The following is a 26,188-nucleotide window of genomic DNA, read 5'->3' as shown; positions in this document are numbered from 1 at the left end:
GCATGCTCGATTATGCTAAAACGCTAATAATGAAGATGAACAAACGTTAATCTTCAGTATTTTTTAGAGAGTCCCAATAGATTGTACGGAGTGTTCATTCTGCTATGGCCGTCCTTAAATGACAGCAAACCGACAAGCTAAATCAGCCACTAAAACTGTGAGCAAAAAAATACCTTCCGATTGTGATGTTGCAAGCACGCCTGTGCGCCATCGCAATGCAACGACGACCCCAGAAATGCGTCAATTCATTCAAGCTTCCGACTTTAGTGTCAGCCAGTTAGCTAAAATCCTCAATATCTCTGAAGCGACAGTAAGAAAGTGGCGCAAACGTGACTCCATCAGCGATACGCCTAATACTCCACATCACTTAAAAACCACTCTTTCACCAATGGAAGAATACGTTGTGGTGGGACTGCGCTATCAACTAAAAATGCCTTTAGACAGGCTACTTAAAGTCACTCAACAGTTTATTAATAAAAACGTCTCTCGTTCTGGACTTGCCCGCTGCTTAAAACGCTACGGAGTATCGAAACTCGATGAGTTTGAAAGCCCTTATGTTCCTGAGCGTTACTTTAACCAGTTACCTATTGTTCAGGGTACAGATGTAGCGACTTATACACTAAACCCAGAAACGCTATCAAAAACCCTTGAATCACCTGAGTCCACCAACATCAATGTGGTTCAGGTTGTGTCGTTAACAATTCCACCTCATCTCACTGAGGCTAAAAATTACAACATTATGTTAGGTGTCGACTTAAAGTCCGACTGGATTTACCTCGATATCTACCAAGACAGTCACACCCAAGCTACTGAACGTTATATGGAAAGTGTTCTTAAAGATGGGCCATTCCACTTACGCAAACTGCTTGTTAAGAATTACCACAGCTTTTTAGCACGATTTCCTGGTACTCCAATTCAATTGGACACCATAAACCGCATGCAAAATTATCATTCAGCCGTCACAGAGCTGAACATTGGAGACTCAAAATGAGCCAAACCCCTACTAATCCTGAGACGCCCTCTCAAGATAACAGTCAATCGCAAGATACTAGACTGAACAAGCGTCTTAAAGATATGCCAATTGCCATCGTCGGCATGGCGAGTATCTTTGCAAACTCTCGTTACCTGAATAAGTTTTGGGACTTAATCAGTGAAAAGATTGATGCCATCACAGAAGTGCCTGATACTCACTGGCGCGCTGAAGATTACTTTGATGCTGATAAAAGCACCCCAGATAAAAGCTACTGTAAGCGTGGTGGATTTATCCCAGAAGTTGACTTCAACCCAATGGAGTTTGGCCTGCCGCCAAATATCTTAGAACTGACAGATACGTCTCAATTACTTTCATTGGTTATCGCCAAAGAAGTCTTAGCTGACGCAGGTGTAACATCAGAGTACGACACCGACAAAATCGGTATTACGCTGGGTGTGGGTGGTGGTCAAAAGATCAATGCAAGCTTAACGGCACGTCTACAATATCCTGTATTAAAGAAAGTATTTAAGAGCAGTGGTCTAAGTGATGCTGACAGCGATATGTTGATCAAAAAGTTCCAAGATCAATACATTCACTGGGAAGAAAACTCATTCCCAGGCTCACTAGGTAATGTTATCGCTGGTCGTATTGCTAACCGCTTCGACTTAGGCGGCATGAACTGTGTGGTTGATGCTGCATGTGCAGGTTCTCTTGCAGCAATGCGCATGGCATTAACTGAGCTAGTTGAAGGCCGCAGTGAAATGATGATCACAGGTGGTGTGTGTACCGATAACTCACCATCTATGTATATGAGTTTCTCAAAAACCCCTGCGTTCACCACCAATGAAACCATTCAGCCATTTGATATCGACTCAAAAGGTATGATGATTGGTGAAGGTATCGGCATGGTAGCCCTTAAGCGTCTTGAAGATGCAGAGCGTGATGGCGACCGTATTTACTCAGTAATTAAAGGTGTTGGCGCTTCATCAGATGGTAAGTTCAAGAGTATTTATGCTCCGCGTCCTGAAGGCCAAGCTAAAGCGTTAAAACGTGCTTATGATGATGCAGGTTTCGCCCCTGAAACAGTTGGCTTAATTGAAGCACACGGCACGGGTACTGCTGCAGGTGATGTTGCCGAGTTTAACGGCCTTAAATCTGTATTTGGTGAAAACGATCCAACCAAGCAACACATTGCTTTAGGTTCAGTGAAATCACAAGTGGGTCACACTAAATCAACTGCTGGTACTGCTGGTGTCATTAAAGCAGCCCTTGCTCTGCACCATAAAGTACTCCCACCGACCATTAACGTCTCTAAACCAAACCCTAAGCTTAATGTTGAGGATTCACCGTTTTTCGTTAATACCGAAACACGCCCTTGGATGCCTCGACCAGACGGCACTCCTCGCCGTGCTGGTATAAGTTCGTTCGGTTTTGGTGGCACAAACTTCCACTTAGTATTGGAAGAATACAGCCCAGAGCACAGCCGTGATGAGAAATACCGTCAACGCCAAGTAGCACAAAGCTTACTAATTAGTGCTGATAACAAAGCTGCCTTAATTGCAGAAGTTAACAAGCTTAACGCTGAAATCAGTAGCCTAAAAGGGACTGACAATAGCAGCATTGAACAAGCAGAGCTCACTCGCATCGCCAAGCTTTATGCAGTACGCACTCTAGATGACTCAGCTGCGCGTTTAGGCCTTGTGGTATCAAGCCTTAATGAATTAACCACCCAACTTGGTTTATCGTTAAAGCAGCTAAGTAACGACGCTGATGCATGGCAACTACCATCTGGCACTAGCTACCGCTCATCTGCACTCATCACGACTAATGCAAACCAAAAGACGACTAAAGGCAAAAAAGCGACTAACGCACCTAAAGTAGCGGCTTTATTTGCAGGTCAAGGCTCTCAGTACGTCAACATGGGCATTGAAGTCGCTTGTCACTTCCCTGAAATGCGCCAGCAATTAGTCAAAGCCGACAAGGTATTTGCAAGCTTTGATAAAACGCCATTATCAAAAGTCATGTTCCCTATTCCTGCATTTGAAAAAGCAGATAAAGATGCGCAAGTAGCTTTACTCACCCGCACTGATAACGCACAAAGCGCCATTGGTGTAGTGAGCATGAGCCAATACCAATTGTTTACTCAATCTGGCTTCAGCGCTGATATGTTTGCAGGTCACAGCTTTGGTGAACTGTCAGCATTATGTGCAGCAGGTGTTATTTCAAATGATGATTACTACCAATTATCATTTGCTCGTGGCGATTCAATGGCGGCTTCTGCAGTCGATAAAGACGGTAACGAATTAGATAAAGGCACCATGTACGCCATTATCTTGCCAGCTAACGATGCAGATGCAGCAAATAGCGATAATATCGCCAAACTAGAAACATGCATCAGTGAGTTTGATGGTGTTAAAGTCGCTAACTATAACTCTGCGACTCAATTAGTGATTGCTGGCCCAACTGACTCTTGTGCAAATGCAGCTAAAGCCATTAGCGCTTTAGGCTTTAAAGCCATTGCATTGCCAGTATCAGGTGCTTTCCACACCCCGCTTGTAGGTCATGCGCAAAAACCTTTTGCCAAGGCAATTGATAAAGCTAAATTTACTGCAAGCAAAGTCGATTTGTTCTCAAATGCAACGGGCGAAAAACACCCTAAAGATGCAAAATCAATTAAAGCCGCTTTCAAACAGCACATGTTGCAGTCAGTTCGTTTTACTGACCAACTGAACAATATGTATGATGCTGGTGCGCGTGTATTTGTTGAATTTGGACCTAAGAACATACTCCATAAATTGGTAGAAGCGACATTAGGTAATAAAGCTGAGGCAGTATCAGTTATCAGTATTAACCCTAATCCAAAGGGCAATAGTGATGTGCAATTACGCGTTGCAGCAATGCAACTTAACGTTTTAGGTGCTCCGCTCACTGAAGTTGACCCTTATCAAGCCGAAATAGCAGCCCCTGCTGTGCCAAAAGGCATGAACGTTAAACTCAATGCAACCAACCATATTAGTGCGCCAACTCGCGCCAAAATGGAAAAGTCATTAGCAACAGGCCAAGTAACTTCTCAAGTTGTTGAAACGATTGTAGAGAAAGTTATCGAGAAACCAGTTGAAAAAGTAGTAGAGAAAATTGTGGAAAAAGAAGTCATTAAAACTGAATACGTTGAAGTTGCCGCATCTGGCACAACAACAGTATCCAATGCTGCAGCACCTGCTAGCCAGTCTACTCAGTCAATAGCTGCTCAAACAAAAGCACCTCAAGCTCAAACCGCGCCGGCGGCTGGCAGCTTAGAAGCCTTCTTTAACGCGCAACAACAAGCTGCCGATCTACATCAGCAGTTCTTAGCGATTCCGCAACAATATGGCGAGACTTTTACTCACCTAATGGCAGAGCAAAGTAAGATGGCCGCCGCAGGACACGCTATTCCAGAGAGCCTACAGCGTTCAATGGAGCTATTCCACCAGCATCAAGCGCAAACATTGCAAAGCCATACCTTGTTCCTTGAGCAGCAAGCACAATCAAGCCAAAATGCGTTGAGCATGTTGACAGGCCATGCACCTGTTGTTAATCCGCCTGTAGCAGCCAAACCTGTCGTTACAACTCCAGTGATTGCGGCACCAGTAGTTGAAGCAATGAAAGTAGCGGCTCCTGTACCTGCTCCAGCAGTTAACACTCCAGTAGCAAAAGCCACACCTGTAGATCAAACTGCCGCGATGGCTGCTCCAGCCCCACGTGTTGAACCAGTTAAAGCACCTGCTCCTGTAGCCGATCCTGTAGTAACAGCTTCTGCAGTAACTGCTCCTGCTGGCTTAAGCGCAGGAACAGCTCAAAGCGCGCAAACAGCCCTGAGCGCGCAAACAGTTCTGAATACTATGTTAGAAGTCGTTGCAGAAAAAACAGGTTACCCAACTGAAATGCTTGAACTCAGCATGGATATGGAAGCTGATTTAGGCATCGACTCAATCAAACGTGTTGAGATCTTAGGTACTGTTCAAGACGAACTTCCAACACTGCCAGAGCTAAGCCCTGAAGATTTAGCCGAGTGTCGTACTCTTGGCGAAATCGTTGACTATATGGGTAGTAAACTACCGGCCGCAGGCGCTATGAACAGCGACACTGCAAATGCAACTCACACAGCCGTTTCCGCCCCTGCTGCTTCAGGTCTTAGCGCAGAAACAGTACTCAACACTATGCTTGAAGTGGTTGCAGAAAAAACAGGTTACCCAACTGAAATGCTGGAATTAAGCATGGATATGGAAGCTGACCTTGGCATCGATTCCATCAAACGAGTTGAGATCTTAGGTACAGTTCAAGACGAACTGCCAACACTGCCAGAGCTAAGCCCTGAAGATTTAGCTGAATGTCGCACGCTTGGCGAAATCGTATCTTATATGGGTAGTAAACTACCCGCCGCAGGCGCTATGAACACTAAGCTTCCTACAAGCTCCGCTGCAGGCGCTTCTCAAGTAGCAGCTCCAGCAGTTAGTGGTTTATCAGCTGAGACAGCCCTGAGCGCACAAGAAGTTCAAAGCACGATGATGACTGTGGTTGCTGAAAAAACCGGTTACCCAACTGAAATGCTTGAATTAAGCATGGATATGGAAGCGGATTTAGGCATCGATTCAATCAAGCGTGTTGAAATTTTAGGTACTGTTCAAGACGAACTGCCAACACTGCCTGAACTAAGTCCTGAAGATTTAGCTGAGTGTCGTACACTTGGTGAAATTGTGTCTTATATGGGTAGCAAACTACCCGCCGCAGGCGCTGCTCATGTAGCATCAGGTTTAAGCGCACAAGAAGTTCAAAGCACTATGATGACTGTGGTTGCTGAAAAAACCGGTTACCCAACTGAAATGCTTGAATTAAGCATGGATATGGAAGCAGATTTAGGCATCGATTCAATCAAGCGTGTTGAAATTTTAGGTACAGTTCAAGACGAATTACCAACACTACCTGAACTCAGCCCTGAAGATTTAGCTGAGTGTCGTACACTTGGTGAGATCGTTGACTATATGGGTAGTAAACTACCCGCCGCAGGCGCTATGAACACTAAGCTTCCTGCTGAAGGCGCTAATACACAGGCTGCCGCAGGCGCTGCTCAAGTAGCTGCTACTCAAACATCAGGTTTAAGTGCGGAACAAGTTCAAAGCACGATGATGACTGTGGTTGCTGAGAAGACCGGTTACCCGACTGAAATGCTTGAATTAAGCATGGATATGGAAGCGGATTTAGGCATAGATTCAATCAAACGTGTTGAAATTCTAGGTACAGTTCAAGATGAACTTCCTACGCTACCAGAGCTTAACCCTGAAGATTTAGCTGAGTGTCGTACACTAGGTGAAATCGTTAGCTACATGAACAGCAAGCTTCCTACAAGTGCAGCCACAGACGCTAATACACAGACCGCAGCAGGCGCTTCTCAAGTAGCAGCTCCAGCAGTTAGTGGTTTATCAGCTGAGACAGCCCTGAGCGCAAAAGAAGTACAAAGCACAATGATGACTGTGGTTGCTGAAAAAACCGGTTACCCAACTGAAATGCTTGAATTAAGCATGGATATGGAAGCGGATTTAGGCATCGATTCGATCAAGCGTGTTGAAATTTTAGGGACGGTTCAAGACGAGCTACCAGGCTTACCTGAATTAAACCCTGAAGATTTAGCAGAGTGTCGCACCCTAGGCGAAATCGTTAGCTACATGAACTCTAAACTACCTGCTGAAGGCTCTAAACTTTCGACAAGTGCAGCTGAAGGCTCTCAGCCAACGCTAAGCTCAACTGACACTTCACCTGCCACAGCTGAGTTAGCAACTGACTTACCTCCTCATCAGGAAGTTGCGCTAAAAAAGCTACCAGCGGCGGATAAGTTAGTTGACGGTTTTTCAAAAGACGCCTGTATCGTTATCAATGATGACGGCCATAACGCAGGTGTTTTAGCTGAAAAATTAGTAGCAACAGGCCTAACCGTCGCCGTTATTCGTAGCCCTGAGTCAGTGACATCTGCGCAATCACCGCTGAGCAGTGATATTGCCAGCTTCACTTTATCTGCGGTCAATGACGACGCGATTAGCGATGTCATTGCTCAAATTAGCAAGCAGCATAAGATTGCCGGTTTTGTTCACCTGCAACCTCAACTAGCAGCACAAGGTGCTTTGCCATTAAGTGATTCAGCTTTTGTAGCTGTAGAGCAAGCTTTCTTGATGGCTAAACACCTTCAGCAATCATTTGCTGAACTGGCTAAAACTGAGCGCGTAAGCTTTATGACTGTTAGCCGCATTGATGGTGGATTCGGTTACTTAAACAGTAACGAGCTTGCAAAGGCTGAGCTAAACCAAGCTGCATTATCAGGTTTAACTAAAACATTAGGTCATGAGTGGCCAACTGTGTTCTGTAGAGCATTGGATATTACCCCAAGCTTTGAAGCTGTCGAGTTAGCACAAGCCGTTATTGCAGAGTTATTTGATATTGATACAGCAACAGCTGAAGTGGGTATTAGCGACCAAGGTCGTCATACTTTATCAGCTACGGCAACTGCTCAAACCCGTTACCAAACCACATCTCTAAACAGTGAAGATACAGTGCTGGTGACTGGCGGTGCTAAAGGCGTCACATTTGAATGTGCCCTTACTCTTGCCAAACAAACTCAGTCGCACTTTATTTTAGCGGGTCGCAGTGAGCATTTAGCCGGTAATTTACCGACTTGGGCTCAAGGCAAACAGGCTAAAGAATTAAAAGCAGCAGCAATCGGATTTATTCAATCTCAAGGTAACAAGCCAACACCTAAGCAAATTGATGCCTTAGTTTGGCCGATTACCAGCAGTTTAGAAATTGATCGCTCATTAGCAGCATTTAAAGCTGTCGGTGCAAGTGCTGAGTACATCAGCATGGATGTCAGCTCAGATGCAGCCATCAAGCAATCTCTTGCAGGTGTTAAACCGATTACAGGCATCATTCATGGTGCTGGTGTACTCGCTGATAAACATATTCAAGACAAAACCTTAGCTGAGTTAGGCCGTGTATATGGCACTAAAGTGTCGGGCTTTGCAGGCATCATCAATGCGATTGATGCAAGCAAGTTAAAACTGGTTGCTATGTTCTCATCAGCAGCCGGTTTCTATGGCAATACTGGCCAAAGTGACTACTCAATGTCTAATGAGATCCTCAACAAGACAGCACTTCAACTTGCAGCTAACTACCCGCAAGCTAAAGTCATGAGCTTTAACTGGGGCCCTTGGGATGGCGGAATGGTCAGTTCAGCATTGAAGAAAATGTTTGTTGAGCGCGGCGTATACGTTATTCCACTCGATAAAGGCGCAAACTTGTTTGCTCACAGCCTATTGTCTGAGTCGGGCGTACAGCTGTTAATTGGTTCAAGTATGCAGGGCTCAAGCTCAGCAGATAAAACAGGCGCAGCTGTAAAAAAGCTTAATGCGGACTCTTCGCTTAATGCCGAGGGTTCGCTGATTCTTTCTTTTACTACTCCTGCTAACCGTGTTGTCAACAACGCGGTTACTGTTGAACGTGTACTAAACCCAGTTGCAATGCCCTTCCTTGAAGATCATTGCATCGCGGGTAATCCAGTACTACCGACAGTGTGCGCCATACAATGGATGCGTGAAACTGCGCAACAATTGTGTGGTCTGCCTGTGACGGTTCAAGATTATAAATTGCTGAAAGGCATTATTTTCGAGACTAAAGAACCACAAGTATTAACGCTGACATTGACGCAAACTGAATCAGGCTTAAAAGCACTGATTGCTAGTCGTATGCAAAGTGACGCCCTTGATAGCTTGCTAAGACCTCAGTATCAAGCAAACCTGATTGTTAATGAGAAGGTTATTAATGAGAAAGTTGCTAAAGAAGCGGTTTCAACCACGCTACCAACAGCAGCAAAAAATGCGCAGCAATTAGCAAACTCAGACAAAGTCATTAGCACTGATAGTGAATTGTATAGCAATGGCAGTTTATTCCACGGCCCTCGCCTACAAGGAATAAAGCAGTTGTTAATTGCCAACGATGAACAATTGGTTTGTTCTGTTGAGTTGCCTCAAATTAACGCTTTAGATTGCGCAAGCTTTACACCGCAACTAGCGTTAGGTGGCAGTCAGGCTTTTGCTGAAGACTTACTTTTACAAGCCATGTTAGTGTGGGCGCGTATCAAACACGATGCTGCAAGCTTACCGTCAACCATTGGTGAGTTAACCACTTACGCCCCATTCGCCTCAGGCGATAAAGGTTATTTAGTGTTGAATGTGCTTAAAAGTACCAGCCGCTCGTTAACGGCTGATATTGCACTTTATCACCAAGATGGCCGCTTAAGCTGCACTATGCTAAGCGCAAAAACGACCATCAGCAAAAGCTTGAATGAGGCCTTTTTAGCCCCAGCTAAAGCATTAGCTGATTTGCAGGAGTCTGTGTGAGTAATCAACTGTCTCCTTCAACGTCTGCCATTAAAAGCATGCGAATTGCTTTAAAGCTAGTTGCGAATGAGCAAGTCTCATTCGCAACATCTTCAGGCAATGATTTTAGTGCCAATAACTTTGTAGCGATTAAGCCTTGCTCTTTAGCTGAAGTCATTGGCGCTTCAGCAATTGATCTTGATATCGATGTATCAAGCTTAGATGCGAGTTTGAGTGAACATGTTGTTAGTGAAAGTTCTGTTAATACAGCACTTAGCTTTAATGACTATTTTGCTCAAGCCATCATCCATATCGAGCAACAACATACGGTTTTACTCAGTCACCCTGAATTACCGTATCGCTTATTAATGATGCCAGCGATTGTGGCGGCTAAACATCGTTGTCATCCTCATGCCTACTTAACTGGTATGGGTGAAGCTGATGATATGCCAAGTGCAATAAATGCGGCTTTAGCTCAAGCCAAGCGTGCACACATTAAACCTACTCAGGTCGATGCGACTCAATTAACTTGTTATAAAGATAAGTTTGCCCAGTTGGTTATGCTGATAGGCACCATTGCAACTCGCAGTGTGCCAAATGCAGTTTCAGCAAATCAGCCAACTGATGCTCAATACTGGTTTACTGAAATGCACCAAAATCGCGTTGCCAGCTTTAATTTTAGTGAAGGTATTAAGCAACACTGTGCAGTCTTTGTCCAAGGCACTGAGCTTGCTCAAGCAAGTTCATTGGTAGATGAAAATCGACTATTTTTGCCTGTATCAGCCAATGACCTTGGGTCGATGAAACAGCTGCTGCAAAAATTAAGCACTCAATTGGCAGCGCTGCCTGAACACAATGACAAGAGTAGCAGCACAGCTATCTCCTTCATGCTTAGCCAGCTAAAGCAATTTGATCAGACCCAGCCTTTATCGGCTGTCGTTATGGCAAATTCAGTGACTAATGCAGTAAGTGAAATCAATGTCATGCTTAGCGCGATTGATAAAGCTGAGACCACTGCGGAAAATGAAGTTAAAGTTCAAGCTAAAAGCAACTTAAGCATTGAACACAAAACCCCGTCAGGAAGCTGCTTTCATCTCACTTCAGATAAAGTAATTGGCAATAATGGCCTGTGTTTTGTTTACCCTGGCGTGGGTACGGTATACCCGCAAATGTTTGCTCAACTACCGCGCTACTTTCCAGCTTTATTTGCACAACTAGAGCGCGATGGTGATGTCAAAGCCATGCTGCAAGCTGATAGCATTTATGCTGAAAATGCTAAAACCGCCGACATGAGCTTAGGTGAACTGGCTATTGCAGGTGTAGGCGCAAGTTACATCCTAACCAAAGTGCTCACTGAGCATTTCGGCATTAAGCCTAACTTTGCCATGGGTTACTCAATGGGTGAAGCGTCTATGTGGGCCAGTCTTGATGTGTGGAAAACACCCCACAATATGATTGAAGCAACGCAGACTAACAGTATTTTCACCACAGACATTTCTGGCCGCCTAGATTGCGTGCGTCAAGCATGGCAACTTGAGCACGGTGAAGACATTGTTTGGAATAGCTTTGTGGTTCGTGCAACTCCTGCTGATATCGAAAAAGTATTAGCTGATTTCCCCCGCGCTTATCTTGCCATCATCCAAGGTGATACTTGTGTGCTTGCAGGCTGTGAAGAAAGCTGTAAAGCGCTGCTTAAACAAATTGGTAAGCGCGGCATAGCAGCGAATCGAGTGACTGCAATGCACACCAAACCTGCGATGCTTATTCGCGATAACGTACAAGCCTTTTATCAGCAGCCTTTACATGAGCAAGATGTTATTGCACCTTTCGCAAGCCAAATTAAATTTATCAGCGCAGCCAGCCAATTGCCGATTAATTTAACCAGTGAAGCGATTGCAACATCCATTGCTGATACCTTCTGTCAGCCGTTAGATTTTACACAGTTAGTCAATAATGCACGTCAACTGGGCGCCTCGCTTTTTGTCGAAATCGGCGCTGACAGACAAACGACAACATTGATTGACAAAATCTCTCGCACCTCTGAAATGGCGCAAACATGCCAAGCCATTTCAGTGAATGCAAAAGGCGATGACCAAACTGCGCTACTTAAATGTATTGCTCAACTGATTACTCATAAAGCTCCAATTTCGCTCGATTATCTTATTGAGACCTTGTCGAGTTTACTGACGACAACATTGGCGGCAGAAAAACGAAGTAATCACCACACAGACAATATGTTGGCCCCTCAATTAGAAGGAGAACAATCTTGAGTTCTCAATCAACTAATCTAAATACAACAGTCCCCAAGATTGCCATTGTTGGTTTAGCAACTCAGTATCCCGATGCGGATACGCCCGCTAAATTTTGGCAAAACTTATTAGACAAAAAAGACTCTCGAAGCACAATTAGCAGCCAAAAGCTCAATGCAAACCCAGCTGACTATCAAGGTGTGCAAGGTGAGTCTGACCGTTTTTATTGTGATAAAGGCGGCTACATTCAAAACTTCAGTTTTGATGCAAATGGCTATCGTATTCCTGCCGAGCAATTTAGCGGCCTTGATGACAGTTTTTTATGGGCAACCGATACAGCACGTAAAGCATTGAATGATGCTGGTGTTGATATAACAACCCCACAAAACAATGGCGCATTAAACCGCACCGGCATTATCATGGGAACCCTATCGTTTCCAACGGCTAAGTCCAATGAGTTGTTTGTGCCGCTTTATCACAGTGCAGTAGAAAAAGCGTTGCAAGATAAGCTACAACAACCAAGTTTCACATTGCAGCCATTTGATAGTGAAGGATTTAGCGAGCAAACAACGCCAGCTTCTTTGTCTAACGGCGCCATTGCTCACAATGCATCAAAACTAGTGGCCGACGCTCTAGGCTTAGGTGCTGCGCAATTAAGCCTTGATGCTGCTTGTGCAAGTTCAGTTTACTCATTGAAACTTGCCTGTGATTACCTGCATACAGGTAAAGCTGACATGATGCTTGCTGGTGCAGTCTCTGGCGCTGACCCATTCTTTATTAACATGGGTTTTTCCATTTTCCATGCCTATCCTGACCATGGTATTTCAGCGCCATTTGATAGTAATTCAAAAGGCTTGTTTGCTGGTGAAGGTGCTGGTGTTTTAGTCCTTAAACGCCTTGAAGATGCTGAACGTGATGGCGACCATATTTACGCACTCGTTAGCGGTATAGGTTTATCAAATGATGGTAAAGGCCAATTTGTACTGAGTCCAAACAGTGATGGCCAAGTTAAAGCGTTCGAACGTGCTTATGCTGATGCTGCTATGCACGATGAAAACTTTGGCCCAGATAACATTGAGGTGCTTGAGTGTCACGCAACAGGTACGCCATTAGGTGACAAAGTTGAGTTGACTTCAATGGAGCGCTTTTTCAGCGACAAACTCAATGGCAGCAAAACGCCGTTAATTGGTTCAGCTAAGTCTAACTTAGGCCATTTGCTTACTGCTGCAGGAATGCCAGGGATCATGAAAATGATTTTTGCAATGCGCCAAGGTGTTCTGCCGCCAAGTATTAATATCAGCGCACCGATTGCATCACCATCAGAAATGTTTGGCCCTGCAACCTTGCCAAATGATGTTCTACCTTGGCCTGATAAAGCAGGTAATACGGCTCGTCATGCTGGTGTGTCAGTATTTGGTTTTGGTGGTTGTAATGCCCATTTATTGGTTGAGTCATACTTTGCTAAGAGTCATGGCCAGTCAACTGATGCTGCGCTCAACACGCCCAATAAGGCAAGTGTAACGCCTGCAACAACCATCAATGCGCAAATACCGATGCACATTACAGGTATGGCATCGCATTTTGGTTCACTGTCGACGGTTAATGCCTTTGCAGATGCAGTAAATAACAATCAAACCGCATTTACCACATTGCCAACTAAACGCTGGAAAGGTTTAGATAAACACCCTGAATTATTACAGCAATTTGGGCTTAAACAAACTGCGCCAACGGGTGCTTATATTGATAACTTTGATTTTGACTTCTTACGCTTTAAAGTGCCACCAAATGAAGATGACCGTTTAATCTCGCAGCAATTGTTACTAATGAAAGTGGCAGATGAGGCTATTCATGATGCCAAGCTTAAGTCTGGTAGCAAAGTAGCGGTTTTGGTTGCGATGGAAACAGAACTTGAATTACACCAGTTCCGCGGCCGCGTTAATCTGCATACCCAAATTGCAGCCAGCTTATCAGCCCATGGCGTAAGCTTGTCAGAGAGTGAATATCAAGCGCTTGAAACCATTGCCATGGACAGTGTGTTAGATGCCGCCAAACTCAATCAATATACCAGCTTCATCGGTAATATTATGGCGTCGCGTATCTCATCGTTATGGGATTTTAATGGCCCAGCCTTTACGATTTCAGCAGGCGAGCAATCAGTTAACCGCTGTATTGATGTGGCACAAAACCTACTTGCCATGGAGTCTCGTCAAGAGCCTTTAGATGCAGTTATCATTGCTGCAGTAGACTTGTCAGGCAGTATTGAAAACATCGTGCTTAAAACGGCGAACATTGATAAAGCAGGCTCAAATGAAGCACTTAACATTGGTGAAGGTGCTGGTGCAATAGTGTTGCAAGCAGCCGCTATTGATAGCGAGCATTGCGACCTAATCCATCAGGCATTAGGGGCGTTAGATACCCTAGATTCAGCGGCTCTAGGTTCTGCCACTCTAGCTTCAGCGAACAATGACGATTCATCAGCGGTTACTCAAGCCATTACCCACACTTATGGCACTATCGACAGTTTGGCATTTGGTCATACAGATCAACTTTCAACCATTAGCGATGACGTGTTAACCCCTGTTGGATTAGCCGCAACTGATATTGATTTATTAGAGCTAAACCAAGCACCTGATTTGGTTAATATTGATAATGCGCAAATGCTATCGAAGCTTTTTAGCCAATCGGCCACCAGCAAAGCGCAATCTTGTATCGGACACACTTTTGCCGCTTCCGGTATTGCCAGCTTATTGCATGGCTTATTGAAAACTCGATTGAATGCTTCTGTACAGAACGCTCACTCGGATAACCAACTGAGCAATAAACCTAACCAAAAGGCCATTATCGCTACCTTGAGCGAAAACCAATGTTCACAACTTCTTATCAGCCAAAATGCTGAACAAGCAAGTGCGATGAGCACTCGTATGAACACTGATATACAAGCGCAAACGGCCAAGAAATTGAGCCTAGTGAAGCAAGTCAGTTTAGGTGGTCGTGACATCTACCAGCATATTGTTGATGCGCCACTGGCAAACATTGACAGTATTCGAGCGAAAGTTGCCAAACTTAACCCTGTTGCACCTACAACTGTGATGAACTTACATGACCGCGGCCAATTTATCGCCCCAGCTCATGCCAATTCAGCGCCTATGTCCGCTAACAATAATTCAATGACTACAGAGACTTCTATGCCGTTTTCTGATCGTTCAACCCAGTTTAACCCTACACCCAAGGTGTCTACGCCTACTGCTCAAGCAGCTCAGTCAGTTCAAACGTCATCACTGACTAGCTCTGTAGCAACCGTTAGCCAATTACCTCCTGCACATTTAAGCGCTTTTGAACAAAACCAATGGTTAGCACATCAAGCGCAATTAGCATTTCTAAAGAGCCGTGAGCAAGGCTTAAAAGTCGCTGATGCGCTTTTAAAACAGCAGGTAGCACAAGCAAATGGTCAGCCTTATATTGCCCAATCGACTGCACAAGCTGTAGCGCCCGTCCAAGCTGAAAATGTATTAGCTCAGCCAGTAGCATCTGCGCCAATTTTGCGTCCAGATCATGCAAATGTGCCGCCGTACACAGCGCCTATCCCAGCGGAAAAGCCATGTATTTGGAACTATGCCGATTTAGTAGAATATGCCGAAGGTGATATTGCTAAGGTATTTGGTCCAGAATACGCCGTGATTGATAACTACTCTCGCCGCGTTCGCCTCCCTACAACAGATTACTTATTAGTATCTCGTGTCACTAAGCTAGACGCGACGATGAACCAATATAAGCCTTGTAGCATGACCACAGAGTATGACATCCCTGAAGATGCACCTTACTTAGTCGATGGCCAAATCCCATGGGCGGTGGCCGTTGAATCAGGTCAATGCGATTTAATGCTTATCAGTTATTTAGGCATTGATTTTGAAAACAAGGGTGAGCGTGTTTACCGTTTACTTGATTGTACGCTTACTTTCTTAGGCGATTTACCTCGTGGCGGCGACACATTACGTTACGACATTAAAATCAACAACTTCGCAAAGAATGGCGAGACATTATTATTCTTCTTCTCTTACGAATGTTTCGTCGGCGATAAGATGGTTTTAAAAATGGATGGCGGCTGTGCTGGCTTCTTTACCGATCAAGAGTTAGATGACGGTAAAGGGGTTATTTACACCGAAGATGAAATTAAAACTCGTGAAGCGGCGTTAAATACACCAAACAAGCCTCGTTTTGAGCCGCTATTACATTGTGCTCAGACCCAGTTTGACTATGGTCAAATTCATCACTTACTCAATGGTGATATCGGCAGTTGTTTTACTGGCGAGCACCATAACCACCAGCAAGCATCAGGTAAGCAAGACTCATTATGTTTTGCCTCTGAAAAATTCTTGATGATTGAGCAAGTAGGCAATTTAGATGTCCATGGCGGCGCTTGGGGCTTAGGCTTTATTGAAGGTCATAAACAATTAGCACCTGATCATTGGTACTTCCCTTGTCACTTCCAAGGTGACCAAGTGATGGCAGGTTCATTAATGGCTGAAGGTTGTGGCCAATTATTGCAGTTCTTTATGCTGCACATTGGTATGCACACCTTGGTTGAAAATGGTCGCTTCCAGCCTTTAGAGAATGCTTCACAAAAAGTACGTTGTCGTGGCCAAGTCTTGCCACAACATGGTGAGCTGACTTATCGCATGGAAGTTACTGAAATTGGCACTCACCCTCGCCCATATGCTAAAGCTAATATTGAAATATTGCTCAATGGTAAAGCGGTCGTAGACTTCCAAAACCTCGGGGTGATGATTAAAGAAGAAAGTGAATGTACCCGTTACACTGCCGACTCTTATGAAACACATACAACCTCAGGCACAGTCCAAAAGAACAATAGCCACAACACGCCTGCATCATTAAATGCACCGTTAATGGCTCAATTACCAGACTTAAGCGCACCAACCAATAAAGGCGTTATTCCGCTGCAACATGTTGAAGCGCCAGTCATACCTGATTATCCAAATCGTACTCCTGATACACTTCCGTTCACTGCGTACCATATGTTTGAGTTTGCAACTGGTGACATTGAAAACTGTTTTGGCCCAGACTTTAGTATTTACCGTGGTTTTATCCCGCCGCGTACGCCATGTGGTGACCTACAGCTAACAACCCGTGTTGTTGATATTCAAGGCAAACGTGGCGAACTTAAAAAACCGTCATCGTGTATCGCTGAATATGAAGTACCAACAGATGCGTGGTATTTTGCTAAAAACAGCCACGCCTCTGTCATGCCTTACTCGGTATTAATGGAAATATCATTGCAACCCAACGGATTTATCTCAGGTTACATGGGCACAACCCTTGGCTTCCCAGGGCAAGAGCTATTCTTCCGTAACCTTGATGGTAGCGGTGAATTATTGCGTGACGTTGATTTACGCGGCAAAACCATTGTCAATGATTCTAAGCTGTTATCTACCGTTATTGCCGGAAGTAACATCATCCAAAGCTTTAGCTTTGACTTAAGTGTCGATGGCGAACCTTTCTACACAGGTAGCGCGGTATTTGGTTACTTCAAAGGCGATGCGCTTAAAAACCAATTGGGTATTGATAATGGCCGAATCACTCAGCCTTGGCACATTGATAATAACGTCCCTGCTGATATCACCGTGGATTTACTGGATAAGCAATCACGTGTATTCCACGCACCGGCCTATCAACCACATTATCGTTTAGCTGGCGGTCAGCTTAACTTTATCGACAAAGCTGAAATTGTTGATAAAGGTGGTAAAAATGGCTTAGGTTACTTGTCTGCTTCACGCACGATTGATCCAAGTGATTGGTTCTTCCAATTCCACTTCCATCAAGACCCTGTAATGCCAGGTTCATTAGGCGTTGAAGCTATTATCGAGTTAATGCAAACTTACGCCATCAGTAAAGACTTAGGCAAAGGCTTCACTAATCCTAAATTTGGCCAGATTTTATCTGATATCAAATGGAAGTACCGTGGCCAAATTAACCCATTGAATAAGCAAATGTCGTTAGATGTGCACATCAGTGCAGTCAAAGATGAAAACGGCAAACGCATCATCGTAGGTGACGCAAACCTGAGTAAAGATGGGTTACGCATTTACGAAGTAAAAGATATCGCTATCTGTATCGAAGAGGCATAAAGGAATAATAATGACTATTAGCACTCAAAACGAAAAGCTTTCTCCATGGCCTTGGCAAGTAGCCCCAAGTGATGCCAGCTTTGATAATGCCGCTATCGGTAAAAAATTAAAAGAATTGTCTCAGGCGTGTTATCTAGTTAACCATCCTGAAAAAGGCTTAGGTATTTCGCAAAACGCACAAGTAATGACTGAAAGCATAAACAGCCAACAGGATTTACCTGTGAGCGCATTCGCCCCAGCTTTAGGCACTCAAAGCCTAGGCGACAGTAACTTCCGCCGCGTTCACGGTGTTAAATACGCCTATTATGCTGGTGCCATGGCTAACGGTATTTCATCTGAAGAGTTAGTGATTGCATTAGGTCAAGCAGGCATTTTATGCTCGTTCGGCGCAGCTGGCTTAATTCCATCACGCGTAGAACAAGCCATTAACCGCATTCAAACCGCACTTCCAAATGGCCCGTACATGTTTAACTTAATCCATAGTCCAAGTGAACCTGCGCTTGAGCGTGGCAGTGTTGAGCTGTTTTTAAAACATAAAGTGCGCACGGTAGAAGCCTCAGCATTTTTGGGTTTAACACCACAAATTGTCTATTACCGCGCTGCAGGTTTAAGTCGTGATAGTCAAGGTGAAATCGTTATCGCCAACAAGGTTATCGCTAAAGTAAGTCGCACAGAAGTGGCGAGTAAGTTTATGCAACCAGCTCCCGCTAAAATGCTGCAAAAACTGGTTGATGAAGGATTAATCACACCAGAACAAATGGAGCTCGCTCAGCTTGTTCCTATGGCTGATGACGTGACTGCCGAGGCTGATTCTGGCGGCCATACTGATAACCGTCCATTAGTCACGCTATTACCAACAATTTTGGCGCTTAAAGATAAAATCCAAGCCGAGTACCAATACAAAACACCTATTCGTGTCGGTTGTGGCGGTGGTGTCGGTACCCCTGATGCAGCACTAGCAACCTTTAATATGGGCGCTGCGTATATTGTGACAGGCTCAATCAACCAAGCTTGTGTTGAAGCGGGCGCCAGTGAACACACTCGTAAGTTACTTGCCACTACAGAAATGGCCGATGTCACCATGGCACCTGCTGCTGATATGTTCGAAATGGGCGTTAAGCTACAAGTGGTAAAACGTGGCACCTTATTCCCTATGCGTGCTAATAAACTTTATGAGATTTATACCCGTTATGAGTCGATTGAAGCTATCCCTGCCGAAGAACGTGAAAAACTTGAAAAACAAGTATTCCGTTCAACCCTTGATGATATTTGGGCCGGCACTGTGGCTCACTTTAACGAGCGTGATCCAAAGCAAATCGAACGTGCAGAAGGTAACCCTAAGCGTAAAATGGCGCTTATCTTCCGTTGGTATTTAGGTTTATCAAGCCGTTGGTCTAATTCTGGTGAAGCTGGCCGTGAAATGGATTACCAAATTTGGGCTGGCCCCGCACTTGGCGCGTTCAACGAATGGGCAAAAGGCAGCTATTTAGATGATTATACCCAGCGAAATGCGGTAGACTTAGCAAAACACTTGATGCACGGCGCAGCTTATCAAGCGCGTGTAAACTTACTTACCGCTCAAGGGGTAGCACTACCTGTAGAATTACAGCGTTGGAGCCCGCTTGATCAGGTTAAATAAGCCTGCCAAGCGTCATCAAGCTAAGTCATTTTGAGATAGGTAGCGGTAATGAGCGAAACACAAAAACTTGATTTTTCAGCGGTTAATGGCACAACACTTGAGTCGTTCAACCAACAAAAAAATCTGATTAAACGTATGCTAAAAGGCAATAGCGCAACATGTGCTGAATGTAACAAGCCACTAACGCTGCAATTACCGCCCAATACTAAAAATGCCAAACCTGCAGAAAAAGCACCCGGGATATACTGCGCAAAAGGCTGCACAGATATTGAACTGGATATGGAAGCAGTGGCACTTTTAAAGTAATACGATGAAATAACCCATAGATTATTTCATCATTACTATTTAAAAAAGGCGTCGAAAGATGCCTTTTTTATTGCAATTAATTGAGCACTTTATCAAGTGACGACTTACCTAATCACTCACCAAATAAGTTATTCTAAATAGTGAATTTAGAATTGTGGGTTTAGGGAATGCTGTTACTGATACGGTTCAAATTAGGTAATTAAAATATACTTCATTGCTTCACGGTTCCTGCACGGTTTCTGCACTTTAATCACATAACATTAAAAACTCATATTAGCCATTATCAACTACGGGTTAACTTAGGAGTTTACTTATGTTCAGTCCCCTTCTCTATTCGCTTTTTCAAACGGGATGTAAACCATTTCGGCAACTATTAATTATACCGCTTACTAGCTTATGCCTATTAACTGCTTGTGATAGCTCAGATGATACCAGCAGCGAAGAGACTGTAATAACAGTACCTGACACTGAAATTGAAACACCGGTTGAGGAGTATAACGATACTGATTTTGAAGCAAGCGATTGGACCGATGACACCCATAGCAAAAGTGCAGATGCCAACTTTGATGAAGTATTTGCTGACAATGAAGTAAAACGCCTTGATGTGGTGGTCACTGAAGATCGCTGGACCATCATGCTTAACGATATGACTGATACTTATGGCACTTTTGGTACAACGACTAATTCAAACAACCTTGTAGATACAGATGACAACCCCATTATGGTGCCAGCTGATATTTATTACGAAGATAAACAATGGTATCGAGTAGGCATCCGTTTTAAGGGAAACTCGTCACTGCAAACCAGCTGGCAACAAGGCGTACTCAAGTTATCTTTTAAGTTAGATTTTGATGAGTTTGAAGACTACTACCCACAAATCGACAATCAACGATTTTATGGCTTTAAAAAGTTAAGTCTTAAAAATAATTACGATGATGAGTCGCAGTTACGTGAAAAGGTCGCCGCCGATGTATTTAAAGATGCAGGTTTAGCCGTCTCTCACACCGCTTTTTATACTTTATATATCGACCATGGTGATGGCCCTGAATACTTTGGCTTATATACCCTTGTGGAAGAAGTCGATGACACGGTAATTGATACTCAATTTAGCAGTGATGATGGTAACTTATATAAGCCTGAGGATGATGGTGCGACCTTTATTGAAGGATCTTTCAGTGAAGACAGTTTTGAAAAGAAAACCAATGAAGATGATGAAGATTGGTCAGATATTTTAGCTTTATTCGACGCATTACATGATGATACAGCGACTTCCGATCCTGTTACTTGGCGTGAAAACCTTGAAGCTATATTTGATGTTGATGTGTTCTTGAAATATCTCGCAGTGAATGGCGTAATTCAAAACTGGGATACTTACGGATTAATGCCCCATAATTATTATCTTTACAACGATCCAGACACAAACAAATTAACTTGGATCCCATGGGATAATAATGAGGCATTACAAACGGGTAAAATGGGCGGTGCATTAGAACTTGATTTCTCTGATTTAGACTCAAATTCTTGGCCATTGATAGCCAAAATCTATGCTGATGACACATACCGGGAACGCTATAACCAGTATTTATCTGACGTTATTAGCGATAGCTATGAAACCAATAAAATGCAGGCAATTTATGACAGTTACTCAGCATTAATAGAGCCTTATGCCACAACAGAGTTAACAGGTTACTCATTTTTAGAGTCTGCAAATGACTTTTATCAAGCAGTTGATGATTTATCTGAACATGCTGAAAGTCGAACAGACGCCGTAATCGATTACTTAAACACGCAATAGGTTGTAGATTTTTTCTCTCATTTTGTCGATATAATGAAAACGAAAGCAGCACTGGCTACTTTCGTTTTTGTTGCTATCAATTCAAAACCGTTTACTAGCGCACACTTTCTTATTAAAAAATAACACCTTAACAAGTCATTGACCTAAATCAAACATAATGTGAAAAAGCTAAGGCACTATGCCTCTTTATTTTTAAGTTTGGTTATTTCCAATGAGTGATATCAAGGCAAACAACATAGAACAACCACTGACGGACGAGTGCATTTTACTTTCTACCACTGATTTGAATGGTAATATCAAATACGCCAATCAAGCCTTTGCAGATATCTCTGAGTTCACGACAGATGAACTCCACGGAAAACCACACAATATAGTTCGTCACCCTGATATGCCTAAAGCCGCTTTTGAATCCTTGTGGCAACGGGTCAAAGACGGAAAACCTTGGTGCGGCATCGTTAAAAATAAAACTAAAACCGGTAAATACTATTGGGTGAATGCTTATATCTCACCAGTATTTGAAAATGGCCGCTTACATGAGCTGCAATCTGTAAGGCGTAAACCTAGTCGTGAGCATATCGCCTCAGCGGAGAACATTTACCAGCAACTCAACGAAGGTAAAGAGCCTGCTGCAATCACTCCACCTCTATTCAGTTTTACTGGAGCATTATGTTTATGGGCAGTGCTTATCTCGCTAATAGGAGTTGTCTCTTCACTAATAATGCCGACACTCGTCGCTGCATTTTTCATCCCTTTATTGGCGGGTTTTGGAATTTACTTCCTAACGCGTCCACTAAAAGAACTTGAGAACAAAGCAACCAACATTATTGATGATCCCATTGCCTGCGGCATTTTTTCGTCAACTCAAAATGAAATCGGCAAAATTGATTTAGCACTAAATTACCTCGTCACGGAAATGGGCGGTGTAGTTGGGCGTATGGCTGATTCAGCCTCATCAATTAGTGAAGAAAGTCAGCAGCTAAATGAAACGATTGCTAACACCCGTGAAAGAGTTCAGGAACAAACACAGCAAACTAGCCAAGCCGCAACAGCAATGGAAGAGATGACCACCAGCTTTGCTGAAGTAAACGAGAACACTCGACAAACTGCCCAAGAAATCACCACAAGTCATACAGCAGCTAATTTAGGCCATAACAGCATGGTCAAAGTGGTGAGTTCAATTGGCGAGCTACGTAAGGAAGTGGTTCACTTTTCAACTGTCGTTGATACTATCGAGCGCGACAGTAAGTCCATTGCCAGTGTGCTAGGAGAAATCAAAGGTATTGCTGAGCAAACAAACTTACTGGCCTTAAACGCAGCCATTGAGGCAGCAAGAGCCGGTGAAAGTGGTAGAGGATTTGCTGTAGTTGCCGATGAAGTCAGACAGTTATCAAAAAGAACCAGTGAATCCACCGCTGAAATAGAAAATATAGTGTCTAATTTTCAGCAAAGTACTAAAAAAGCCACTGAATCCATGGAAGCGGGACAACGACAAGCTGACACTTCCGTCGCACTAGCAGAAGAGGCTGACGGAGCATTTGATCAGCTACTGGCATCAATAAATCGAATTCAGGAAATGGCTGAGTTAAATGCTGCAGCTATGAACCAGCAAACCACTGTTGCAGAAGAAATCAGTCGCTCAATTTTACAAATCGATGAGCTTTCAAAACTTACCTTAATTCAAACCGATGACACCCAAAATAAGTGTGAACAAATGAGCCGATTAGCCAATAAAACTCGTCACTTATCGAGACAATTTTGGACACAAACAATCGAGCGCACCAAATAATTACCTCCAATATTACCCTAAGCGTCATAGCCTGCATGTCGATTATGACGCAATCTTGCTAAACACTGATTAGCCACTTCCCTATGTTTGCAGATGACGAGAGATTTAGCGGCTGATTGACTATTGCTCCCTCTTCCTGGTTGTCATTTTTTCCTGTTGTGACAGTTTATTTTTTGATAAGACTTTTTAATTTTTAAAATGCCCTAATATCATATATACAGTAAAGTTAAGCCATGCTTATAAAGCCGTTTAAAGCGATTCAAAGTGAGGATACACAATGACAAACGAATTTATTCCACCTAAAAAATGGATAATGGAAGAAGAAAATGGCGGCAAGTTTGCCAGTATAAACCGTCCTGACTCTGGTGCGCGCTACGATAAAGATTTACCGGTTGGGAAGCATGCACTACAGCTTTACTCTATGGGCACCCCTAACGGCCAAAAAGTCACGATTATGTTGGAAGAGCTGTTAGCTGCAGGGATCACTGACGCAGAATATGATGCTCACTTGATTAGTATTGGTGATAGCGATCAATTCTCATCAGGTTTTGTTAGCGTTAATCCAAATTCAAAAATACCGGCATTATTAGATAACAGCACCTCAACGCCAATTAATGTATTTGAGTCAGGCGCTATTTTACTTTACCTCGCTGAAAGGTTTGGCCGATTCTTACCAACTGATTTAGCTGCTAAAACCCAAGTCATGAATTGGTTATTTTGGCTGCAAGGCTCGGCTCCTTATTTAGGCGGAGGCTTTGGTCACTTTTATGCTTACGCCCCTGAAAAGTTTAAATACCCTATCGACAGGTTCTCTATGGAGGCCAAGCGTCAACTTGATGTACTTGACAAGCAATTAGCTAAACACCGCTTCTTGGGTGGTGATGAGTATAGTATTGCAGATATTGCGACATGGCCTTGGTACGGAAATTTGGTCCTTGGAAACCTATATGAAGCAGCAGAGTTTTTAGATGTTGAAAGCTACCCTAACCTAATGCGCTGGGCAAAAGACATTGAACAACGTCCAGCTGTCGCACGAGGCAGAATCATTAATCGAACTTGGGGAGAAGAGTGGGAACAACTAGCGAACCGTCATAGCGCCGAAGATATTGATAAGGTTCTTAACTTAAAACCCAAAGCATAATCTCTTATATTACAGAGGTAACAAGTACATTCACTTTGTTACCTCTTTATTCTTCAAGCTTCTTTCCACAACACAAACACTCAGGCTGCATATCTGGCGGTAACGTAATGATGAAACCACAATGTGGGCATAAATCCCCTTGATTAAGGGAGTTGTTACAACCTACAAATAAAAACATATTTTTCATTAGCAACGCTCTTCTTTGCGATTATATTTAGGGGAGTACATTTTCATTAATTGTGCTTCGACAGCGCCTCTAACACAAACAGGTTCACCATTTAACGGGCTCGGGACTGTCACGTCTGTCGCTACCCATAACTCCATATCCCTAAATTGCTCTTCTTTTACTAATTTTCCGGCTGTTCCATGGGACCAAATGCGTTTACCTAACAAGCCACTTTCACCGACATAGAGCACATCATCACCTTTTTTAAAGTAATAAACACCTGTGGTTTCACGCGGCATCAAACTAAACCAATGCTTTCTGGTTGCATATTCATTACCATCAAAATCATATAAACCATAAGTCTCACTATTGCGATTAGCTAACCAAGCTTTTGACAAGCTGATATTAGCGATATGATTAAATTCAATACTTCCCATACGAAATGCTGTCATTAGCTAAACCCTACACAGTTAAATCCCTGATACATCTGACCTTCCTCAGTTAACTTTGAACTTTTAATACCATTTGTAGTTATAAATTGGCTGTAGAACATATCAACTCTCTCAATTGGTTTACCAAATAGCACACGAGTATTGCCTCCAATCGCCGATGCGACTCGACTGCCAAACTCAGAATCATCCTCTAACGCTACCTCTTCAAGAATTTCTTGCACCTCATAAACAACAGGGATCTTTCTGTTGTGATTGATCACGAAAACTTTATCACCCTCACTAATGGATGAATAAGCTTCCCACCCGTGCTGAGAAGGCTGTAAATCAAAAAAAGCTCCGTTGCCTAACACACTATATATTTTGTTATGCCTACGATTTGCTATGTTGGACACTAAGAATTTACCCATCAATTTGCTCCTTCATGAACCTTTGCTGGATTTTACTCAAACTAAACAACAAAGTAAACCGTACTGGGTACCAATAATGGCGCTTAGCTATTTTAATAATTGTTGATTTATTGAGTTTGTAGGCGCATTGTGAGTAAACTTAGAGGTGTTTTAAGATAAGGCTATGATGCTGATTTAGTAAGGAAAGGAGTATCTTATGAAGCAAGTAACACGCTTAAAATTAAGCTTTATGAATTTCATGTGTTCCAATAAAGGGAATCGCTTAAACAAAACTCCTCTCGACTTGAACTCCCCACTAAAATTGATGATTTTACTATCTTCTATTCATTCAAATATTGCGTTTGGGACAACCATCAACCTTGAAAAATATTTAGGAGGATATAGCGCTGAACTTGCTGGAAAACCAGCACTAACATTTAAATTTTCCAGTAAAAATAGTGACAATATCTGCAGTATCATCACTACAGAAGAACATATGTTTAGCTCGAATAACCTGTTAGAAAATATTAATTTAAGTGAAAAGAACTTCTACCTAGATTGTGAAGTAGAAGACAAGTTTTACATGCTCTCTAATCATTACCGAACCTACGCACAGGTGCTAATAAAACAACCTGATATCAATTTTCCTATGTCGATGCATATTGAAGCTAAACTGGTTACGATAAACGGTGTTCAACTTAATGTGATAAGTGGTGATATCTCACTTAGAAAATGAATCCATCAGTTAATTTA

General features: G+C 43.2%; 13 protein-coding genes. 10 read left to right on the top strand and 3 right to left on the bottom strand.

The features are described 5' to 3' along the window. Window positions 1–118: 118 nt before the first annotated feature. From K5Q58_RS10240 to yghU, 9 genes are all read left to right on the top strand, one after another. Window positions 119–991: a helix-turn-helix domain-containing protein gene (locus K5Q58_RS10240; RefSeq protein WP_259651310.1), complete on the top strand. Its 873-nt coding sequence runs from the start codon at window positions 119–121 to the stop codon at window positions 989–991. Continuing rightward, window positions 988–9,393, top strand: a complete 8,406-nt coding sequence (locus K5Q58_RS10235) for a type I polyketide synthase (protein ID WP_220753830.1) — start codon at window positions 988–990, stop codon at window positions 9,391–9,393. Before K5Q58_RS10240 ends, K5Q58_RS10235 begins: the two co-directional genes overlap by 4 nt. Continuing rightward, window positions 9,390–11,642, top strand: a complete 2,253-nt coding sequence (locus K5Q58_RS10230) for a PfaB family protein (protein ID WP_220753829.1) — start codon at window positions 9,390–9,392, stop codon at window positions 11,640–11,642. Before K5Q58_RS10235 ends, K5Q58_RS10230 begins: the two co-directional genes overlap by 4 nt. Next, window positions 11,639–17,764, top strand: coding sequence for a beta-ketoacyl synthase N-terminal-like domain-containing protein (locus K5Q58_RS10225; protein ID WP_220753828.1), 6,126 nt, complete (start codon window positions 11,639–11,641; stop codon window positions 17,762–17,764). The genes K5Q58_RS10230 and K5Q58_RS10225 overlap by 4 nt, the downstream gene beginning before the upstream one ends. A 10-nt stretch (window positions 17,765–17,774) precedes the next feature. Further along, window positions 17,775–19,403 (top strand): eicosapentaenoate synthase subunit PfaD, encoded by a 1,629-nt coding sequence (pfaD, locus tag K5Q58_RS10220; protein WP_220753827.1) that lies wholly within the window; start codon window positions 17,775–17,777, stop codon window positions 19,401–19,403. Between the two features lie 48 nt (window positions 19,404–19,451). Beyond that, window positions 19,452–19,709 carry a hypothetical protein gene (locus K5Q58_RS10215; RefSeq protein WP_119968768.1) on the top strand — a complete coding sequence of 86 codons (258 nt, stop codon included), beginning with the start codon at window positions 19,452–19,454 and terminating at the stop codon, window positions 19,707–19,709. Window positions 19,710–20,022: 313 nt separating this feature from the next. After that, entirely contained in the window at window positions 20,023–21,504 is a 1,482-nt protein-coding gene (locus tag K5Q58_RS10210) for a CotH kinase family protein (RefSeq protein ID WP_220753826.1), read from the top strand. Between the two features lie 211 nt (window positions 21,505–21,715). Further along, entirely contained in the window at window positions 21,716–23,290 is a 1,575-nt protein-coding gene (locus K5Q58_RS10205) for a PAS domain-containing methyl-accepting chemotaxis protein (RefSeq protein ID WP_220753825.1), read from the top strand. Window positions 23,291–23,567: 277 nt separating this feature from the next. Beyond that, the gene (gene yghU / locus K5Q58_RS10200; protein WP_220753824.1) at window positions 23,568–24,431 is read left to right on the top strand and encodes a glutathione-dependent disulfide-bond oxidoreductase; all 864 of its coding nucleotides are present in this window, start codon (window positions 23,568–23,570) and stop codon (window positions 24,429–24,431) included. Between the two features lie 46 nt (window positions 24,432–24,477). On the opposite strand, the gene K5Q58_RS10195 is transcribed toward yghU, so the two are convergent. Genes K5Q58_RS10195 through K5Q58_RS10185 form a run of 3 tightly spaced genes read right to left on the bottom strand, consistent with a single transcriptional unit; the run spans window position 24,478 to window position 25,456 of the window. After that, window positions 24,478–24,618: a hypothetical protein gene (locus tag K5Q58_RS10195; protein WP_220753823.1), complete on the bottom strand. Its 141-nt coding sequence runs from the start codon at window positions 24,616–24,618 to the stop codon at window positions 24,478–24,480. Beyond that, complete coding sequence (locus K5Q58_RS10190) at window positions 24,618–25,049, bottom strand: hypothetical protein (RefSeq protein ID WP_220753822.1); 432 nt, start codon at window positions 25,047–25,049, stop codon at window positions 24,618–24,620. Before K5Q58_RS10190 ends, K5Q58_RS10195 begins: the two co-directional genes overlap by 1 nt. Then, the gene (locus tag K5Q58_RS10185) at window positions 25,049–25,456 is read right to left on the bottom strand and encodes a hypothetical protein (protein WP_220753821.1); all 408 of its coding nucleotides are present in this window, start codon (window positions 25,454–25,456) and stop codon (window positions 25,049–25,051) included. Before K5Q58_RS10185 ends, K5Q58_RS10190 begins: the two co-directional genes overlap by 1 nt. Before the next feature lie 196 nt (window positions 25,457–25,652). Between K5Q58_RS10185 and K5Q58_RS10180 the strand changes: the two genes are divergently transcribed. Next, on the top strand, window positions 25,653–26,171 hold the full coding sequence (locus K5Q58_RS10180) for a hypothetical protein (protein WP_220753820.1): 519 nt from the start codon (window positions 25,653–25,655) through the stop codon (window positions 26,169–26,171). Window positions 26,172–26,188: the final 17 nt, after the last annotated feature.

Origin of the sequence: Shewanella sp. KT0246 (assembly GCF_019654955.1) — a bacterium.
Classification (GTDB): Bacteria; Pseudomonadota; Gammaproteobacteria; order Enterobacterales; family Shewanellaceae; genus Shewanella; species Shewanella goraebulensis.
Note: the sequence above shows the minus strand (reverse complement) of the source record. Positions and strands in the feature narration are given on the sequence as shown.

Coding starts and splice junctions, on each gene's coding strand:
- K5Q58_RS10210 (WP_220753826.1), top strand. CDS start 20,023: ATGTTCAGTCCCCTTCTCTATTCGCTTTTTCAAACGGGATGTAAACCA.
- K5Q58_RS10205 (WP_220753825.1), top strand. CDS start 21,716: ATGAGTGATATCAAGGCAAACAACATAGAACAACCACTGACGGACGAG.
- K5Q58_RS10235 (WP_220753830.1), top strand. CDS start 988: ATGAGCCAAACCCCTACTAATCCTGAGACGCCCTCTCAAGATAACAGT.
- K5Q58_RS10180 (WP_220753820.1), top strand. CDS start 25,653: ATGAAGCAAGTAACACGCTTAAAATTAAGCTTTATGAATTTCATGTGT.
- K5Q58_RS10190 (WP_220753822.1), bottom strand. CDS start 25,049: ATGACAGCATTTCGTATGGGAAGTATTGAATTTAATCATATCGCTAAT.
- yghU (WP_220753824.1), top strand. CDS start 23,568: ATGACAAACGAATTTATTCCACCTAAAAAATGGATAATGGAAGAAGAA.
- K5Q58_RS10240 (WP_259651310.1), top strand. CDS start 119: ATGACAGCAAACCGACAAGCTAAATCAGCCACTAAAACTGTGAGCAAA.
- K5Q58_RS10215 (WP_119968768.1), top strand. CDS start 19,452: ATGAGCGAAACACAAAAACTTGATTTTTCAGCGGTTAATGGCACAACA.
- pfaD (WP_220753827.1), top strand. CDS start 17,775: ATGACTATTAGCACTCAAAACGAAAAGCTTTCTCCATGGCCTTGGCAA.
- K5Q58_RS10185 (WP_220753821.1), bottom strand. CDS start 25,456: ATGGGTAAATTCTTAGTGTCCAACATAGCAAATCGTAGGCATAACAAA.
- K5Q58_RS10195 (WP_220753823.1), bottom strand. CDS start 24,618: ATGAAAAATATGTTTTTATTTGTAGGTTGTAACAACTCCCTTAATCAA.